At 71.2% G+C, this 17740-nt stretch carries 16 protein-coding genes; 4 read left to right on the top strand and 12 right to left on the bottom strand.

Going from position 1 to position 17740, the window contains the following annotated elements; translation table 11 throughout:
• Together AB0I71_RS07650 and AB0I71_RS07645 are read right to left on the bottom strand one after the other, a co-directional pair.
• Window positions 1-756: an isocitrate lyase/phosphoenolpyruvate mutase family protein gene (locus AB0I71_RS07650; protein WP_357582435.1), complete on the bottom strand. Its 756-nt coding sequence runs from the start codon at window positions 754-756 to the stop codon at window positions 1-3.
• Window positions 753-1415, bottom strand: a complete 663-nt coding sequence (locus AB0I71_RS07645) for a hypothetical protein (protein WP_357582434.1) — start codon at window positions 1413-1415, stop codon at window positions 753-755. The genes AB0I71_RS07650 and AB0I71_RS07645 overlap by 4 nt, the downstream gene beginning before the upstream one ends.
• 64 nt (window positions 1416-1479) lie before the next feature.
• On the opposite strand from AB0I71_RS07645, the gene AB0I71_RS07640 reads away from it, so the two are divergent.
• Window positions 1480-2175 carry a winged helix-turn-helix domain-containing protein gene (locus tag AB0I71_RS07640; protein ID WP_357582433.1) on the top strand — a complete coding sequence of 232 codons (696 nt, stop codon included), beginning with the start codon at window positions 1480-1482 and terminating at the stop codon, window positions 2173-2175.
• An 87-nt stretch (window positions 2176-2262) separates the two neighbouring features.
• Here the strand turns inward: AB0I71_RS07640 and AB0I71_RS07635 are convergent, their stop codons facing one another.
• From AB0I71_RS07635 to AB0I71_RS07615, 5 genes are read right to left on the bottom strand one after another with little or no spacing between them, the layout of a single operon-like run.
• Entirely contained in the window at window positions 2263-3225 is a 963-nt protein-coding gene (locus AB0I71_RS07635; RefSeq protein WP_357582629.1) for a carbohydrate ABC transporter permease, read from the bottom strand.
• Window positions 3226-3238: 13 nt separating this feature from the next.
• Window positions 3239-4180, bottom strand: coding sequence for a sugar ABC transporter permease (locus tag AB0I71_RS07630; protein WP_093407322.1), 942 nt, complete (start codon window positions 4178-4180; stop codon window positions 3239-3241).
• Between the two features lie 23 nt (window positions 4181-4203).
• Window positions 4204-5607 (bottom strand): N-acetylglucosamine/diacetylchitobiose ABC transporter substrate-binding protein, encoded by a 1404-nt coding sequence (ngcE, locus tag AB0I71_RS07625; RefSeq protein WP_357582432.1) that lies wholly within the window; start codon window positions 5605-5607, stop codon window positions 4204-4206.
• Between the two features lie 26 nt (window positions 5608-5633).
• The gene (locus AB0I71_RS07620; RefSeq protein ID WP_357582431.1) at window positions 5634-6383 is read right to left on the bottom strand and encodes an SIS domain-containing protein; all 750 of its coding nucleotides are present in this window, start codon (window positions 6381-6383) and stop codon (window positions 5634-5636) included.
• Window positions 6380-7342: a MurR/RpiR family transcriptional regulator gene (locus AB0I71_RS07615; RefSeq protein ID WP_357582430.1), complete on the bottom strand. Its 963-nt coding sequence runs from the start codon at window positions 7340-7342 to the stop codon at window positions 6380-6382. Before AB0I71_RS07615 ends, AB0I71_RS07620 begins: the two co-directional genes overlap by 4 nt.
• A 191-nt stretch (window positions 7343-7533) precedes the next feature.
• On the opposite strand from AB0I71_RS07615, the gene AB0I71_RS07610 reads away from it, so the two are divergent.
• Entirely contained in the window at window positions 7534-8523 is a 990-nt protein-coding gene (locus tag AB0I71_RS07610; RefSeq protein ID WP_357582429.1) for a BadF/BadG/BcrA/BcrD ATPase family protein, read from the top strand.
• A 96-nt stretch (window positions 8524-8619) separates the two neighbouring features.
• Window positions 8620-10098, top strand: coding sequence for an acyltransferase (locus tag AB0I71_RS07605; RefSeq protein ID WP_357582428.1), 1479 nt, complete (start codon window positions 8620-8622; stop codon window positions 10096-10098).
• Here AB0I71_RS07605 and AB0I71_RS07600 read toward each other — a convergent pair.
• From AB0I71_RS07600 to murD, 5 genes are all read right to left on the bottom strand, one after another.
• Entirely contained in the window at window positions 10070-11560 is a 1491-nt protein-coding gene (locus AB0I71_RS07600; RefSeq protein WP_357582427.1) for a CoA-acylating methylmalonate-semialdehyde dehydrogenase, read from the bottom strand. The two genes, AB0I71_RS07605 and AB0I71_RS07600, sit on opposite strands and share 29 nt — an antisense overlap.
• Window positions 11561-11603: 43 nt before the next feature.
• A complete protein-coding gene (locus tag AB0I71_RS07595; RefSeq protein ID WP_357582426.1) occupies window positions 11604-12905 on the bottom strand; it encodes an aspartate aminotransferase family protein in 1302 nt (433 codons plus the stop codon).
• Window positions 12906-13004: 99 nt separating this feature from the next.
• The gene (locus tag AB0I71_RS07590; RefSeq protein ID WP_357582425.1) at window positions 13005-13778 is read right to left on the bottom strand and encodes a hypothetical protein; all 774 of its coding nucleotides are present in this window, start codon (window positions 13776-13778) and stop codon (window positions 13005-13007) included.
• Window positions 13779-13785: 7 nt separating this feature from the next.
• On the bottom strand, window positions 13786-14643 hold the full coding sequence (locus tag AB0I71_RS07585; protein ID WP_357582424.1) for a hypothetical protein: 858 nt from the start codon (window positions 14641-14643) through the stop codon (window positions 13786-13788).
• A gap of 169 nt (window positions 14644-14812) precedes the next feature.
• On the bottom strand, window positions 14813-16162 hold the full coding sequence (gene murD, locus AB0I71_RS07580; RefSeq protein WP_357582423.1) for a UDP-N-acetylmuramoyl-L-alanine--D-glutamate ligase: 1350 nt from the start codon (window positions 16160-16162) through the stop codon (window positions 14813-14815).
• Window positions 16163-16245: 83 nt separating this feature from the next.
• On the opposite strand from murD, the gene AB0I71_RS07575 reads away from it, so the two are divergent.
• Window positions 16246-17601 carry a hypothetical protein gene (locus AB0I71_RS07575; protein WP_357582422.1) on the top strand — a complete coding sequence of 452 codons (1356 nt, stop codon included), beginning with the start codon at window positions 16246-16248 and terminating at the stop codon, window positions 17599-17601.
• Window positions 17602-17740 lie beyond the last annotated feature (139 nt).

Here is a 17740-nt window from a genome sequence, read left to right as displayed (position 1 = left end):
TCACCGGACGTCCGGGGCGACGCGCTCACCGGACCCGACATTCACCCGGGCGTACGCCGGGAGGTCGGGGCGTACGGTGCGCCCGTCGCGTACCGCTGTCGCGGTGTCCACGACGGCGGCCAAGGCCGCCCGGAGCAGCAGCGAGCCGGTGCTGATCCGCCGCACACCCAGCTCGGCCAGGGCGGCCACGGTGTGCCGGTCCGGCAGGAACAGGATGTTCACCGGTACGTCCACGGCGGCGACGACCGCCGCGATGTCGGCGGGCTCGGCCAGACCGGGGACGAAGACGCCGTCCGCACCGGCGTCCGCGTAGCGTCGGATTCGACTGACCGCCTCCGTCAGGTCACCGTTTCGCTGCCAGTGCGTGTCGGTACGGGCATTGACGAACAGCCCCGGCGCTTCCCGCTTCACCGACCGGACAAGTGCCGCGTGCTCGGCTGCCGGGCCCATCGCGTCCTCCATGTTGACGCCCACCGCGCCGGCCTCGGCCACCGCGACCGCCGTGGCGACCGATCCGGTCTCGATGTCGACCGTGAGGTGTACCGGCAGTGCCGCCAGCCGGCGCACGAGCGTCAGGGTCTCGGCCCCGGTGGCACCCGCGCCGTCGGGCAGGCCGTTTGTGGCCGCGACGCCGAGGCTGGTGGTACCGAGTGCGGCGAACCCGACCTCGACCAGGAACCGGGCCGACGCGACGTCCCAGACGTTCGGTAGAACCAGCGGCTCGCCGGTGCGGTGCAGCGCCGCGAAACCGCTCATTCGCGTGCTCCAGCCACCAGCGCGAGAGCGTGGGCTCGGCCGGGGCAGCGCCGAGGTCCCGCGCCGAACGCCAGGTCACCGGCCAGGGGTACCCGCACGACCTCGCCGGCCTCGACGGTCATGCCGGCCACGGTGACGGTGACGGTCGCCTGCCGCCTGGTCGCCGGCACCGGCGGATCGTCGCGCAGCACATCGTCGACGCGACGGTACCGAGTCCGATCGATCAGGGCGGCCGTCGCCTCGCACGCCTGGACGAGCACCCCGATGCGGGCGGCGGTCGGCTCGTCGAACCTGCCGCCGAAGAGCGCTACCAGCCGGTTCACGGCGATGTCGGCCCGAGATTCGTCGCCGGAGCCGGGCTGGTACGCCTGTGCCACGTCGCGGATCAACTCCACCACGGGATGAGTGACTCCCAGCCGGTGAGCCAGGGCCGCCACCGGATGAACGGAACCGGCACGGCGTAGCGAGTCCGGCGGGATCGCGTCCAGGATCGCGACGGACAACCCGCGCCGCCGCTCGTACCCGCTGCCCGTACTGAACCGGCCCACCGTGGCGCGCAGCCAGCCGACGCCGGTGGACGCGGGTGGAACGGGCGGCACGACGAAGGTCGGGTCGGTAAGCACCGCGAGGGCGGCCACTCGGCCGTGGATCTCCTGCATGCGGCGAAGGCTACGGCCACGATCCTTCGGCGAACGCCGAACCGTCCTACCCGACAATGGGCCGGTGACCTCCGCTGCTGACCTCGCCGCGCTCGCGGCGCTGCTGGCCGACGAGACCCGCGCGGGAATCTGCCTCGCCCTGCTCGACGGCCGGGCGTGGACCGCGAGCGAACTCGCCGCACACGCGGGTGTCGCGCCCTCCACCGCCACCGGACACCTGCACCGGCTAGTCGAGGGCGGCCTGCTCGTCCAGCGGCGCCAGGGCCGGCACCGGTACGTGCAGCTCGCCGACCCGTCGGTGGCGCAGCTGCTGGAGGACCTGTCGGCCCGGTTCGAGCCGCGTCCCGTCCGGACCGGTGGTCTGCGGGCGGCCACCGCCAGCGCGGCCCTACGCCGAGGCCGCACCTGCTACGACCACCTGGCCGGACGGCTCGGCGTGGCGGTGACCGAGGCGATGATCGGGCGAGGGCTGCTGGACTGCGGCAGCGGTTTCGCGCTCACCCCGGCCGGCCGGTCCTGGCTGATCGACCTGATCGGCTGGGACCCGACGCAGCCCCGGCCGGGCCGCCGGCCGCTGGTCCGGGGTTGCCTCGACTGGACGGAACGACGGGAGCACCTCGGCGGGTTGGTCGGCGCGAAGCTGTGCGAGCTGTTTCTCGGCAACGGCTGGGTGGTACGCATCGGGTCCGGCCGCGCCGTACGCCTCACCGCCGCCGGGCATGCGGCCCTGCGCGACCAGTTGGGGATCACCCTCGACTGATGTGTCGCGCTCGGTCCGGGACCTGTCGGACTCACGGGAGGCCGTGGTTTCCCGGACCGAGCGCGCCCTGCACGGCGGCGTGCGAGGCTACTTGCTGACGCCTGCGGTGAGGCCGGACTGCACCTGACGCTGGAAGACGATGTAGACGATGAGCACCGGCAGCATCGCCATGGTGACCCCGGCGAACAGCCCGGACCAGTCGGAGCGGTAGCCCTGGTTGACCGACAGCTCGATCAGCCCCTGGGAGATGACCTGGTTCTTCGGCTCTCCGGCCACCGACTGCATGAGCAGGGTCGGCAGGTACCACTGGTTCCACTGGCCGAGGACGTTGAAGATGCCGATGCTGATCAGGCCGGGCTTGGCCATCGGCAGCATGACGCTGAAGAACAACCGGCTGTGCGACGCGCCGTCGACCATGCCCGCCTCAGCGATCGCGTTGGGCAGGGTACGGAAGAACGAGTGCATGAAGAAGACGGTGAACGACAGCGACCAGGCCACGTAGACCAGGATCAGCATGAAGTGGCTGTTCGGTCCGAGGAACGGCAGCACCACGCCGGTGTTGTAGACGCCCTTGAACAGCGGGACCGCGGCAAGGTAGATCGGCAGGGTCAGCCCGGACAGGAACATGTAGTAGATCAGCCGGTTGCCGGGGAACTCGTAGCGGGCGAGCACGTAGGCGGCCATCGAGCCGAGCAGCATCGTGAGGAAGACGCTGCCGGTCAACACCAGGACGGTGTTGAAAAAGAACGACCCGATGTGCCCCTCGGTCCAGGCCCGGGCGAAGTTGCCCCACTGCAACCGCTCGGGGATCAGCGACAGCGGCTTGCGGATGACCTCCGAGTCGGTCTTGAGCGCCGACATCACCACCCACAGCAGCGGGTAGACCACCATGATCGCCCAGACGGCGAGGAACAGGTGCGAGAAGCCGTTGAAGAACCGCGCCCCGGCCCCGCCGCCGCCGACGGCGGCGCGCGGTTCCGGTGTACGGGCTGGTGGTGGAGTCTGGTCGGGGCCGGCCAGGCCACCCGGGGTGTGGGTCACCGTGCTCATCGTCCAGGTCTCCTCAGTACTCGATCCGCTCACGACGGGTGATCCTCAACTGGAGGGCGGCCAGCAGGATCGTGAAGATCGCCAACGCCACGCCCATCGCGCAGGCGTAGCCGAACTGGCCCTTCTGGAAGGCGGTGAAGTTCAGCACCGACGCGAAGATCTCACTTGCGTGGTTGGGGCCGCCCTGGCTGGGCGTCATGACGAACACCAGGGCGTACATGTCCAGGGCGATGAAGCCCAGGTAGACCCAGGCCACCGAGACGGTGTCCCGCAGCAGCGGCAGGGTGATCCGGAAGAACGTGTGGAAGCGGCCGGCACCGTCCAGGATGGCCGCCTCGTAGACGTCCTTCGGGATCGACTGCATCGCCGCGGAGAAGAGCACCATGTAGAAGCCGGCCCCGCTCCAGACCGCGATCAGCAGCAGCCACCACAGCACCGCCGGTACGCCCAGGAAAGGCTCCGGGTCGTACATGAAGGTGATCGGGTCGTCCTCGCTGACCAGCCCGATCTTCATCAGCATGCCGTTGATCAGGCCCTGGCCGTCAGCGCGGTAGATCTGCTGCCACATCACCGCGATGACGACCAGGGACAGGACCTGCGGGAAGAAGAAGATCACCTTGTAGAGACCGGAGCCGAACACTCCCCGGATGCCGGCCTTGTCCTCGCGTCCGCCCACGTTGAGCAGGAACGCGAGGAACAGGGCCAGCGCGATGGTGAACAGCGGCACGGTGATCAGGAAGAAGACGTTGTGCCAGAACGCCTTCCTGATCAGCTCGTCGGAGAAGAGCCGGAGGTAGTTGTCCAGCCCGACGAACTGCTGCCTGTCGGAGTAGCCTCCCCAGTCGGTCAGCGAGTACCCGGCCGCCTGCAGGAAGGGCCACACCACGTAGAAGAGGTACAGCCCGACCGGCAGGGCCAGGAAACCCGTGACGAAACGCGCAACACCGTGCCGCATGGGACTCACTCTTTCCGTTCGGATCAGGCGTCGCGGGTCTGCTTGGTGATCGACGAGTCCTTGGCGACCTTGTCGGCGGCGGCCTGCATCTTGTCGACGAACTGCGCGGCGGTCAACCGGCCGGCCATCAACTCGGCGGACAGGTTCTGGCTCTCCTTGTCCAGGTCGGCGTAGAAGTTCCAGAGCTTGATCGAGATCAGGTCCGAGCTCGCGTTCTTCATCAGCTCGTTGGCGCTGGCGAGGGCGGCGTCCTGGACGTTGTCGCCGGAGCCCTTGGTCGAGGCCAGGGACTTGGTCAGCTCGGCGAACTTCGCCGAACCGGCCTTGGAGAGCACCGCACGCAGGAACTCCTTGGCAGCGGCCTTGTTCGGCGCCTTGGCCGGGACGACGATGCCCTCGCCGGCACCGGCGTAGACGTCGTTGGGCGCCTTGTCGGTGGCACCCAGACCCCAGTAGTCGGAGATCTTCATCTCGAAGCCCGGCGGGATGGTCGCCGCCATCTCGTTCTTCAGCCAGGTGCCGACCTGGATGAAGGCCGCCTTGCCGTCGAGCCACGCCTGCTGCGACTGGGTGTGGTCGAGCTTGCCGGGCAGCAGCAGCTTGTCCTTGACCAGCTTCTCCCACGCCTCCAGCGCCGGCAGGACGCCCTCGGCCCGCCAGGCGTTCTCCTTGAGGTTGTCGATGTCGATGACGGCCTGCTTGCCGGCGGACTTCCAGACCGTCGCCATCAGCGCCCAGCGCGGGTAGTAGCCGTGCACGGCGTCGTACACGTACGGGGCCATGCCCTTGGCCTTGATCTTCGGGGCGAGGGCGAAGAACTCCTCGAAGGTCTTCGGCGGGGTCCAGCCCTCCTTGTCGAACAGCACCGAGTTGTACCAGTTGCCCCAGACCGTGTAGGCCACGTTCACCACGAAGAACTTGCCCTGGTAGGTGCCGTCACCGACGGTGCCCGGCAGCAGGCTGTCGGCGACGGTCCCGCCACCCTCCCACGCCGGGGCGGCGAGCAGGTCGTCCAGCGGCTCGATGGCACCCTCGTTGACCAGGGTGCTGATGTCCATCATGTCGGCGCCCGAGTTCATGACGACGTCGCTGGGCTGCGTCGCCATCTTGGGCTGCTCTTCGGTCTTGATCTTCTGGGTGGAGCTCATGTTGACGGTGACGTTCGGGTACTTGGCGTTGAAGATCGCCTGGTCCTCCTTGGCCCAGGCGTCACCCAGCCCACCGTTGAAGATGACCACCTTCACGGCGCTGCCGTCCTGCACGCCGAAGGGGTTGTCGTTGCTCTTCTCCCCGGCGCTGTCGTTGTTCTGGCTCGGCGTGCTGCCGGCGCAGGCGCTGAGCAGACCGGCGGCCGGGGTCACCAGGAGGCCCGCGGCCGCCGCGCGGCGCAGCAGGGTCCGGCGGTCGAGATCGGGGGTAACGGACATCGTGTGACTCTCCTTGTGATGTCGGGTCAGGCGGTGCGCCGGAGACGCCCGGCGTACCGCGACTCGAGGGCGAGGTTGTGCTCGTCCCCACCGGGGACGTTGGCGGAGAGGTAGATAGGGGGCACCTCTCCGGCCTGGTGGAACCGTCGTACGACCTCCGCGGTCAGCAGCTGCGCCAGCAGCGCCGAGGTGACCGAGGAGACCGCACAGACCGCGCCGCCGCCCTCGAGCGGCAGCAGTGCGTCGCCGTACGGCGCGCCGTTGTCCAGCACGACGTCGGCGAGATCGACGAGCCGCCGGCCGGACGGGTGCCGCGGAGCCACCCGTCCGGTGTGCTCGACCGAGGTGACCGCGATCAACGGGTGACCGCGCCCGGCGGCCAGCAGAGCCAGTTCGACCACCGAACCGTTGATGCCGGACTGGGACGCCACCACGAAAACGTCAGACGGCTGGGGTGCGGCGATCGCGTAGAGCTGATGCGCGATGGCCGGGTCGCGCTCCAGCTTCGGGTCGGCGAGCACCTGGCGCGAGGCGCCGCCGTGCAACACCAGGTCGTGCAGGGAGATCCGGTTGGTGGGTACCAGCCCGCCGGCCCGGGCGACCAGTTCGGCGGCGAAGACCTCCGAGTGCCCGGCGCCGAACGCCTGGAGCACCCCGCCGTCGCGCAGGCTGGCGGCGATCAGATCGGCGGCCCGGCCCAGCGACTCGGATCCCCGCTCGACAAGTCGGTCGAGGACCGGCCGGACCGCGTCGGCGTACCCCTGGGCGCTGATCATGCGCTGGCCTCCCTCGCGGCCTTGTGCCCGTCGACGGCCTGGGCGGTACGCCGGAAGGCCGCGTGGGCGCGGTCGTGGGTGCGCTGGGCGACGGCGATGTAGAGCAGGTCGAGAACGACAAGTTGGGGGTGTCGGGCCGACAGCGCGTCCGGCCGGAACGTGGTGGCCTGGCTGGCGGTGAGCAGCACGATGTCGGCCAGTTCGGCAAGCGGCGACCGGCGGAACCCGGTCAACGCGATGGTGGTGGCGCCCCGGCTGCCCCCCTCGGCGAGCATCTCGATGGCCTCGCGGGTCTGTCCGCTGTGCGAGATGCCCAACGCCACGTCGCCGGGACGCAGCAACGCGGCGGCGGCCAGTCCGGAGTGCACGTCGTTCCAGGCCCACGCCGCCACGCCGATCCGGTGCAGGCTGAACTGCATCTCCTCGCCGACAAGGGCGCTGCCGCTGGCACCGAAGATGTTCACCCGTTCGGCCCCGGCGATCGCCACCGCCGCCCGTTCCACCTCGGTCAGGTCGAGCAGCGCGGCGGTGTCGTGCATGGCCCGGGTGTCGGCGGCCATGATCTGCTCCAGCACCCGCTCCAGCGGGTCACCGGGCTGGATCTCGCGTCCGATGTCGACGGTCCAGCCGGCCGAGCGGGCCCGGCCGGTCTCGGCGGCGATGCCCAGCCGCAGGTCGGCATAGCCGTCGAAGCCCATCGCCCGGCAGAACCGGGTCACCGTGGCGGGTGAGGTACCACTGCGTTCGGCCAGTTCCACGATGGTGGCCCGGGCCGCCGCCTCCGGGTCGCTGAGCACGTGCTCGGCGACCCGGCGCAGCGCACCTGTCAGTTCGGCGGCACCGGTGCGGACCCGGGCCAGTGTCCCGTCGGAGGCGACGCCGAGGGCACCCCGCCGGTCGATCCCGTCGGCGTCGGCCACCGCGGTGCCCGCGGAGATGTCCGACTCGTGATCAACCATGGGACGCCTTTCGGAAAAGACTGTTAACTGTTAGTGGTAAAAGTTCTTACTGAAGGCCCCTCCGTGTCAAGACCGTGGGCGAAGTTTTCAAACTGTTACCTGGCGCACAACCCGCCCGGGCCCTCACCCCTTGTCTGGCCTCGATGCCGCGACCAGCATGAACGCAAGCTGGGACCGAGGAGGTGGGGCAGATGCCCGGCGCCGTCGTGGTCGGCCTCGACATCGGGGGAACGACCACCCGGGCCCTCGCGGTGACCCTCGACGGGGAGCGGCTCGGGGCCGGCCGGGCCGGCGGTGGCAACCCCACCAGCCACGGTGCCACCCGCGCCGCGGGTGAACTCCGCACAGCCCTGCGACAGGCGCTGGACACCGTCGACCCCGCCCGGGTCCGCGCCGCCTCGATCGGGCTGGCCGGGGCGGGCAGACTGCTCGCCGACCCGGCCGGCCGCGCCGCCTTCGACGACGCGTGGCGCGGGGCCGGGCTGCACTGCCGGTACGCGGTGCACGGCGACACGCTCATCGCGTACGCCTCAGGGACCGCCGACCCGACGGGCACCGTCCTCGTCGCCGGCACCGGAGCGGTCGCCGCCCGGGTCCACGACCTGAGGCTGGACCGCGTCGCCGACGGCCACGGCTGGCTGCTCGGCGACACCGGATCCGGCCACTGGCTCGGCCACCAGGCGGTACGCCGACTGCTCGCCGCCCTCGACGCCGGCGCCGAACCGGGCGACCTCGGTCGACGGATCCTCGCCGAACTGACCGGCTCCAGCCAGGTGGCACCCCGCTCCCGCGACACCGTCGACGCGCTCGTGCAGGCCGTCACCCGCCGGCCACCGGTGAACCTGGCCCGACTCGCCCCACTTGTGGTCGACGCCGCCGTCGCCGGCGACCCGACGGGCACCGTGCTGGTCAGCGAGGCCGCCGCCCACCTGGCCGCCACGGTCGACCGGATCCGTCCCGCCGGGGACACCGGCGTCCTGGTTCTCGGTGGCGGGCTGCTGACCGGCGAAACCCCAGTGGCCGCCGCGGTCCGGGTGGAGGCCCGGCGACGCTGGCCGGACGCACCACTGCGGGTCGCCGGGGACGGAGCCGCCGCCGCGGCCTGGCTCGCCGCTCGTACCCTGCCCGAGGTCACCGACCCGGCCGCCCTGCACGCCCGCCTGCTCCCGGCGACGGGCTGACCACCGGCCCGCGACATCGACCGGGCACGATCATCCAGCCGGCCGCCCACGCCGTTACCGGCCCGACGCCCACCGCCACTGGCCTACGCTCGGAACATGCGCCGCCTGGCCCGACTCGCCGCCCGCACGCCACCGGACCGGGAACGCTACCTCGACCTGCTCCGGGCGCTGGCCATCATCCTGGTGGTCCTCGGGCACTGGGCGATAGCGGCGGTCGAGTACGACGAGAGCGGGCGACCCGACGGGCACTCGGCACTCACCGCCCTGCCCTGGGCCTACCCACTGACCTGGGCGGTCCAGGTCATGCCCGTCTTCTTCCTGGTCGGCGGGTACGCCAACGCCGCCTCACTGGCCGCCCACCAGCGCCGGGGCGGCGACGCGATCGGCTGGCTGCTCGGCCGCAGCGCCCGCCTGCTACGCCCGACCAGTGCCCTGGTGCTGGTGCTCGCCGGTGGCGCGCTGGTGGCCCGACTCGGCGGTGCCCAGCCGGACGAGGTCCGCCCGGTCGTCTGGTTCGCCACCATTCCGCTGTGGTTTCTCGCCGCCTACCTGGCCGTGGTGCCGCTGACCCCGGTCATGTACGCGCTGCACCGCCGCCTCGGGCTGCTGGTGCCACTGGTGCTGGTGCTGCTGGTCGCCGCCGGTGACCTGGGCCGCGCGCTCGGGCCGGCCGGTCTGGCCCTGCCCGCCTACCTGCTGGGCTGGCTCGCCGTCCACCAGCTCGGCTTCGCCTGGTACGACGCCCGCCAGGGACGCTGCCGCCCGGCCGGCCGAGACACCGCCCCGGACCAGGCGCCTACGACCACCGGTGGCCGTGGGAACGGCGACGGCGGATCCCAGCAGCCCCGACCGGACGACACCGGCCCGGCGGGCGGTCCGACCGGCCTGCGTACCCGGTGCCTGCCGATGTCCCGCCGGTCCGCGATCGCCATGCTCCTCGGCGGCCTCGTCGTGGCGGTCCTGCTCACCGGCCCGGGCCCGTACCCGATCAGCATGATCAATCTTCCCGGTCAGCGGCTGGCGAACGCCGCCCCACCCAGCGTGGCGCTGCTCGCGGTCGCCACCGCCCAGCTCGGACTGATCCTGCTGCTGCGGGCACGGGTGGAACGGTGGCTGCACCGCGACCGCCCGTGGCAGGCGGTGATCGCCGTCAACTCGGTCGTGCTGACGGTCTTCCTGTGGCACCTGAGCGCCGCCGTACTGCTTGTCGGTGCGCTGCACGGGCTCGGTCTGCTACCCACCCCACCGGCCGGTACGGCGGCCTGGCTGGCCTGGCGGCTGCCGTGGGTGCTGATGCTGGCGGTGGTGCTGGCCGTCCTGGTCGCCATCTTCGGTCCGATCGAGGCGTCCACCGGTCGCCCCCGGCACCTCAGGGCGTCGGCCAGGTGGGCCGGGGCCCGCGCCGCGCTCACCGTCGGCGCATTCGCCGCCGTCGTGTACGCCCTGGCGGCCAACGGCGCGACGGCCAAGACCGCACCGGAGCCGCTCGGGTGGCCGGTGGCGGCGCTGGTGGCCTATCTGGCCGGCGCGGGCACGCTGCGCCTGCTCAGGTCTGGGTGGGGAAGCCGAGGTTGACCCCGCCGTGGCGCGGATCCAGCCACCGGCTGGTGACCACCTTGCCCCGGGTGAAGAAGGCGACGCCGTCGGCACCGTGGGCGTGCAGGTCACCGAAGAGGGACGACTTCCAGCCACCGAACGAGTAGTACGCCATCGGCACCGGGATGGGCACGTTGACGCCGACCATGCCGACCTCCACCTCGTGCTGGTAGCGCCGGGCGGCACCGCCGTCGTTGGTGAAGATCGCGGTGCCGTTGCCGTACGGGTTGGCGTTGACCAGCGTCACCGCCTCGTCGTACGAGTCGACCCGCAGCACCGACAGGACCGGCCCGAAGATCTCGTCCGTGTAGATCGACATCTCCGGGGTGACCCGGTCGAACAGGGTCGGTCCGAGCCAGAAACCGTCCGGGTCACCGTCGACGGCCACGTCCCGCCCGTCGACCACCGGCACCGCCCCGGCCGCCACGCCCGCCTCGACGTAGGCCCGGACCCGGGCCGCGTGCGCGGCCGTGACCAGGGGACCCATGTCGCAGCCGCGCCGTCCGTCCCCGGTACGCAGCCCGGCCATCCGGCGGGCGATCCGCGCCACCAGTTCGTCAGCGACCGGCTCCACGGCGACCAGCGCCGAGATCGCCATGCACCGCTCCCCCGCCGAGCCGAACCCGGCGTTGACGGCCGCGTCGGCGGCCAGGTCCAGATCGGCGTCGGGCAGCACCACCATGTGGTTCTTCGCCCCGCCGAGCGCCTGCACCCGCTTGCCGGCCGCCGTGCCACGCTGGTAAACGTGCCGGGCCACCGGGGTGGAGCCGACGAAGGACACCGCCCGGACCACCGGATGGTCGAGCAGCGCGTCGACGGCCTCGGCGTCCCCGTTGACCACGTTGAACACTCCGCCGGGCAGGCCGGCCTCGACGAACAGCTCGGCCAGCAGCAACGCCGCGCTCGGGTCCTTCTCGCTCGGCTTGAGCACCACGGCGTTACCGGCGGCCACCGCCACCGGCACGAACCACAGGGGCACCATCACCGGGAAGTTGAACGGGCTGACCACCGCGACCACCCCGAGCGGCTGCCGCAGGCTGTACGAGTCGACCTCGGTGGAGACGTTCTCGCTGAAGCCGCCCCGCAGCGCCGAGGGGATGCCGCAGGCGTACTCGATGACCTCCAGGCCGCGCTGCACCTCCCCGGCGGCGTCGGCGAGCACCTTGCCGTGCTCGGCGGTGATCAGCTCGGCCAGTTCGTCCCGACGGGCGTGGACCAGCTCGCGGAAGGCGAACAGCACCGCCGTCCGCTTCGCCAGCGACGCGTCCCGCCAGGTGCGGGCCGCACGCTCGGCCGCCTCGACCGCTGCCGCGACGTCCGCGGCGCCGGCCAGCTCCACCTCTGCGGTACGCCGGCCGGTGGCCGGATCGAACACGTCGCCGCGCCGGGTCGAGGTGCCACCGGTGCGCTTGCCGTCGATGAAGTGTGCGATGAGGTTCATGTGGTGGCACCTCTCGTTCGCAGGACCGGCTCACTCCTCGTGGTCACGGGGTCGCCGCCACGCCGGAGCGGATCGCGTCGACCAGGATGGCCAGACCCTCCCGGGCCTCCTCCTCGGTAAGCGTCAACGGCGGCCCCATCCGCAGCACGTTGCCGTACAGCCCGCCCTTGCCGGTCAGCAGTCCGCCCTCGCGGCACGCCTCGAAGATCCGGGTGGCCAGCGCCGCGTCGGGTTCGCCGGTGCCCGGGTGGACGAACTCGACGCCGAGCATCAGGCCCTTGCCGCGTACCTCTCCGACCCGTTCCAGGTCCGCGACGGCCGCGCGCAGGCCGTCGCCGAGGATGCGGCCGACCCGTTCGGCGTTGGCCTGCAGGTCGTGCGCCAGCAGATAGTCCAGCACCGCGTTGCCCGCGGCGGTGGAGAGGGGATTGCCGCCGAAGGTGGAGAAACTGATCCCCGACACCGAGTCCAGCACCTCCGCCCGGCCGACCACCCCGGCCAACGCGAATCCGTTGCCGATGCCCTTGGCGAAGGTGAGCAGATCCGGGGTGACGCCGTGCGCCTGGTAGCCCCAGAAGTGCTCGCCGGTGCGCCCCCAGCCGGTCTGCACCTCGTCGGAGATGAGCAGGATGCCGTGCTCGTCGAGGATCTTCTTCCAGGCGGCGAAGAGACCGTCGGGGCCGTGCACGAAGCCGCCCACGCCCTGGATCGGCTCGGCGATGAGGCAGGCCACGTCCCCGCTGGTCTGCGTGGCGAGCACCTCGCGCAGGTCCTCCGCCGCCGCGTCGACCCGGTCGGCCTCCGGCAGCCGGGCCAGCAGGCCGCGCAGCCGATCACCGGAGTGCAACCAGGCGACCTGGAGCGGGTTGATCGACGTCGGCGACCAGGTGCGGTTGCCTGTCGCGCCCATGGTCGCGTACGTGCGGCCGTGGTAGCTGTTGCGCACCGCGAGGATCTGGTGCGAACGTCGATGATTCGTGGCGACCAGCAGCGCCGCCTCGTTGGCCTCGCTGCCGGAGTTGGTGAAGAAGACCCGCGCGTCGGGGATGCCGGACAACCTCGCCACCTTCTCGGCCAGCTCGACCTGCTGACGGATCAGGTAGAGCGTCGAGGTGTGCACGATTCCGGTGGCCAGTTGCCGCTGCACCGCCTCGCGGACCTCGGCGATGTCGTAGCCGAGCGAGTTGGTCAGCACGCCACCGAAGAAGTCCAGGTAGGTGCGGCCACGCGCGTCGGTGACCCGACGGCCTTCGCCACTGACGAGTTCGATCGGCTCGGCGTAGTAGAGCGTCATCCAGGACGGAAGCACGGCCCGGTGCCGGGCCAGCAGGTCGTCGGCGGTCATCGTCGCCCCTTCGGTCGCGTTCCCGAACGCTTTCACCACCGTCACTGCCGGGACAAGTGCCAGACTGTCCGGCGGTGACCCGGGATCGTTGACAACACGTCAACGCTTTCCGTCGCCGTCCCCCCTCTCGGCCGCGTTTCCGGTGGTCGAATGGGCTTCCGGGTAGCGTTTTCCATGCCAGTACCTGGGGAGGTGCAACGCCGCTGCGACCAGCGCGAACCCCGCCCATCCGGCGACAAGCGCCACCGTGACCGAGACGTCCTGGCCCAGGCGGACCCCGACCAGGAACCCGAGCAGCGCCAGGCTGTTACGGGCGAAGTGCCGGCAGAAGGCCGGCAGGTCCCGCCGCACCTCGACGGCCACCAGCACCCCGGCGTACGGGAACGTCACCACCAGCCCTCGCAGCACCTGGCCCAGCAGCCCGGTCAGCACCGCACCGCCGAGGATCAGCAGCAGCCGCGCCACCGCCGGCACCCGCGTGCCGGATGCCACCGGCGGGTCGGGTGCGGGGAGGCGGCGCAGCACCAGCATGGCGAGCAGCCAGAGGGCCAGCATGGCGGCCAGCGTCGGCCCGAACGGCAGCGCGAACGGACGCAGCGCCGCCGCGACCGCCAGGTAGCCGGCGACACCCGCCACGTCGGCGAGCAGAATCGGCAACCGGAACCGGTGGTACGCCAACGCCACGAGGCCGAAGAACAGGTTGAGCCCGGCCACCCCGACGAGTTGCGTGCCGTCGACGGGGAGGCCGGTGGCCAGCAGCGCGGCGGTCATGGGCAGTGGCAGCGCGGCCACGAAGGCCCGCCACCGGACCGGACGGATCAGGCTCACCGCCCAGACCACAGCGGTCACCAGCAGTACGCCCTGGGCGGTCATCCAGTCGTCATGTGTCGAAGGTGGCCCGGCTCAGGCACGCCTGGAACGTCTCACCGGCCCGGGCAACGTCGGCGGCGTTGACCGAGAACCGGTTCTCGTTGATCTCGCCGTGCGCGCTCATGCCCGCCGTCCAGCATGCTGTGCCGTCCCAGCGGATCAGATTGACGTGCAGGTCGGCGGGGACCGCGACGGTCGACAGGAGACCCACCCGTACGCCCGCCCGGCGCTGCGTCGCCACCAGCTCCGCCAACTCGTCGGAGAACTCGGTGTAGGTGAAGATCCGGGTGATCTGCACGCCACGGGCCAGCGCGGCGAGGTTCTCCGACCAGTACCGTCGGCCGATGTCACTGCTCCACCAGGCCAGCCGGGGCAGCACGTTTGTCAGCGCCTCCAGTTGCCGTACGCAGTCGCGGGTGGCACCGAGCATGTCCTGGTAGTCGGTACCGGGCCGGATGATGCGTCCCTGACGCAGCTGCCCGAGATCGGCCTGGAACCGCTCGAACCGGCGCTGGGTCTCCTCGGCGACCCGGGTGCCCGGATGGCGGTCGACCGCCTCGGTCGCGGCGGTGGCGAGTTCCGGGACCGCCCGCACCAGCCAGTGCGGGCCGGCCAGCAGCGCCCGCAGGTGGAACCGACGCTCGGCCCGGGCGATGGAGTCCACGAGCAACGAGATGGTGATGCCCATCAGACCGGCAAGCAACGACTCCACGCCGGTGGCGGCGCCGGTCAGGTCGAGGGTCACGGAGAGCGATACCGACAGGGCGATGCCGATCAGTGCGACCGGGTCGGTGTGCGCCATCAGCCGCGCGACGCCTACCGCATGCGCACGCGGTCCGGTACGCGGGCGGCGCAACAGTTGGACCATCCACCACCTCCAGCTACCGACGCCCTCAGCGTAAAACCCCCCAACCACACCCCGACGCCCGCCACGATCATGAAGTTGTCACCCCGAGATCGGACGAAAAGTGGCAACAACTTCATGGTCAACGAGGACAAGCCCCCGGTGGGGAGGGGCGGGCGGGGGTGGGTGGGGTTTAGGCGGGGGCGGTGGCGCGGATGGCTTCGGCGAAGACCTCGGAGCGGTGCTCGAAGTTGCGGAAGCGGCCGTAACTGGGCGCGGCGGGTGAGAGCAGCACCACGCCGCCGGCCGGGGTGACCTGCCGGGCCAGTTGCACCGCGTCGGCGAGATCGTCGACCAGTTCGGTGCGAATCTTCGGCAGCCCGTCGAGCGCCTCGATGATCCGCGGGCCGCTGTCCGGGATACCGATCACTGTCAGTTCCCGCTCGGCCAGGTGCTCCCGCAGCGGCGTGTAGTCGACCCCCCGGTCGGTGCCACCGACGATCACGGTCAGCGGCCGCCCGTCGTACGCGTCGATGGCGTGGATGGCCGCGTACGGGCTGGTGGCCAGGGTGTCGTCGACGAACGTCAGGCCGGACGGGTCGACGATCTCGGTCAGCCGGTGGGCCAGTCCCTGGAACTCGGCGACCGCCACGGCCAGGGCGTCCTTACGCTCGACCAGGTCGATGCCCAATGCGTCGAGCACGGCCAGGGCCACGCAGAGGTTGCCCTCGTTGTGCCGCCCGACCAGCGGCAGCACCGCCCGTGGGAAGAGCGGCTGGTCGACCCGGTGGAACCAGGGCGTACCGTCCGGGCCGGCGGCCACGTTCACCGAGTCGGCGGTGCCGGCGCGCACCGCCGCGCGGTCGCCCAGCTCGAACGCCAGCCGTGGGTCCGCGCCGTTGACCACCACCGTGCGTGGCCCGTACGCGAGCAGGTTGAGCTTGTCCCGGTAGTACTCCCGTTCGCCGCCGTGCGCGTCGAGATGCTCGGGGAACAGGGCGGTGACCACCGCCACCCGGGGCGAGTCGGTCAGATCGCTGCACTGGTAGCTGGACAGCTCCAGGACATAGAGGTCCGCCTCCGGCAGGTCCAGCGTCGGTACGCCGATGTTGCCGCCGAAGACGTTCGGCCGGTCCACAGCAGTCAACAGGTGATGGATCAGGCTGGACGTGGTGCTCTTGCCCTTGCTGCCGGTCACCCCGATGGTGCGGTCGCCGTGGTCGGCCATCCAGAGCGAGGTGCCCTGGGTGACCGTCGCGCCCTGGCGGCGCAGCTCCATCAGCCAGGGATGCGTCTGCGGTACACCCGGCGAGCGGACCACCACGTCGGCGGCGGCCAGCCGGGCGAAGCCCTCGTCGCCGGTGACCAGCGGGGCGGCCTCCGCCAGCGGGCCGTCCCAGGGCAGGGTGAGAAAGTTCGCGCTGTCGTCGACGGCGACGAGGTCGGCCGGGCCGTGGGCGGCGATGGCCGTCACCGCGGCCCGCCCCTCCCGGCCGGCCCCCCAGACTGCGACTTTACGTCCGCGCAGGTCAGACAGGCGCACAGGCTCTCCTCGGGTACGACGGTGGTGGGGCACGGTCCGCCCGAGCCGGGCACGGCCGGACGAACCAGGGCCTAGTATGGCGTGTGCTCAACACGCATCTGGCGCGGATGGACGCGTTCACCTTCCCGTCCTACTCGATCGACCTGTCCACCGGCGAGGCGTTGTTCGACTACGCCCTGACCGGACCCGACGGCGAGCAGCGGTTCACCGAGGTGATCACGTTGCCGGTGCCGGAGGAGTCTCCGTCGGACGCCGCCGTGGCGGCGCTGGGCCGGGTGCTGGAGCTGCTGCACGTGGTGGCCGGGGTCAGCTACTACAAGACGGCCGCCCCCGGGCAGCTGCTGCTGCCGGCACCGCTCGGCCCGGCCGCCGTCGAGTTCGTCACGGCCGTCTACACCAAGGGCCTCGCCGAGTACGCGTACCGCAACCAACTGCCGTACGTGCTGGAGCTGACCCCGCGGGTGCCTGACGGGCGGGTCAAGCCGGCCGCCGAGTACGACAACTCCGACCGACGCCCGCTGTCGGCGGTGGGCGGCGGCAAGGATTCGATCGTCAGCCTGGAGGCGCTGCGCCGGGCCGGTCTCGATCCGGTGCCCTTCTCGGTCAACCCGAACCACGTGATCAACGCGGTGAACGCGGCGTCAGGGCTGCCCGCTCTCGCGGCCCGGCGACGCATCGACCCGGTGCTGTTCGAGCTGAACGCGGCCGGCGCCCGCAACGGACACATCCCGGTCACCGCGATCAACTCGCTGATCGCGGTCGCCACCGCCGTACTGCACGGCCTGGGCCCGGTGGTGATGTCCAACGAGCGCTCCGCGTCGGACCCGAACCTGATCTGGAACGGTCACGAGATCAACCACCAGTGGTCCAAGGGCGTCGAGGCCGAAGGGCTGCTGCGGGCCGCGCTCGCCGAGCACGCCGGGCTGGCCGAGCCGTACTTCTCGCTGCTGCGCCCACTGTCGGAGCTGCACATCGCCCGACTGTTCGCCACCATCGACCGCTACGACGACGTGGTCACCAGCTGCAACGCCGCGTTCAAGCTCCGCGACGCCAGCGAACGCTGGTGCCGCGACTGCCCCAAGTGCCGGTTCGTCTTCCTGGCCCTGGCTCCGTTCATGCCCCGCGAACGGATCACCCACATCTTCGGCGGCGACCTGCTCGCCGACTCCGCGCAGATCCCCGGCTACCGCGAACTGCTCGGCATCGACGGCCACAAGCCGTTCGAGTGCGTGGGCGAGGTGGAAGAGTCAGTGGTCGCGCTGAGCCTGCTCGCCCAGCAACCCGAATGGCGCGACACCCCCGTCGTGACCGCCCTGGTGGACGCCGTCCCCGACGAGGCATGGTCCACCGCCGCCACCTCCGACACCTTCACCCCCGCCGCCGCCAACCACCACATCCCCCCCACCTACCAGAAAACCCTCCAAACCCTCACCCCCTAACACCCCCACCCCACACCCCCCACCGCGGCCGTGCACCGCGCGCGTGCACCGGCGCGTTGATCAAGAAGTTTTGGTCTTCAGGAAGATCGAAAATGACGCAAACTTCTTGATCAACGCGGCGAGGCCGGGTGGGGAGGTG

It is taken from the genome of Micromonospora sp. NPDC049891 (genome assembly GCF_040660295.1).
Lineage (GTDB): Bacteria > Actinomycetota > Actinomycetes > Mycobacteriales > Micromonosporaceae > Micromonospora.
The sequence above is the reverse complement of the archived record's forward strand: the minus strand, read 5'-3'. Positions and strand labels throughout refer to the sequence as shown.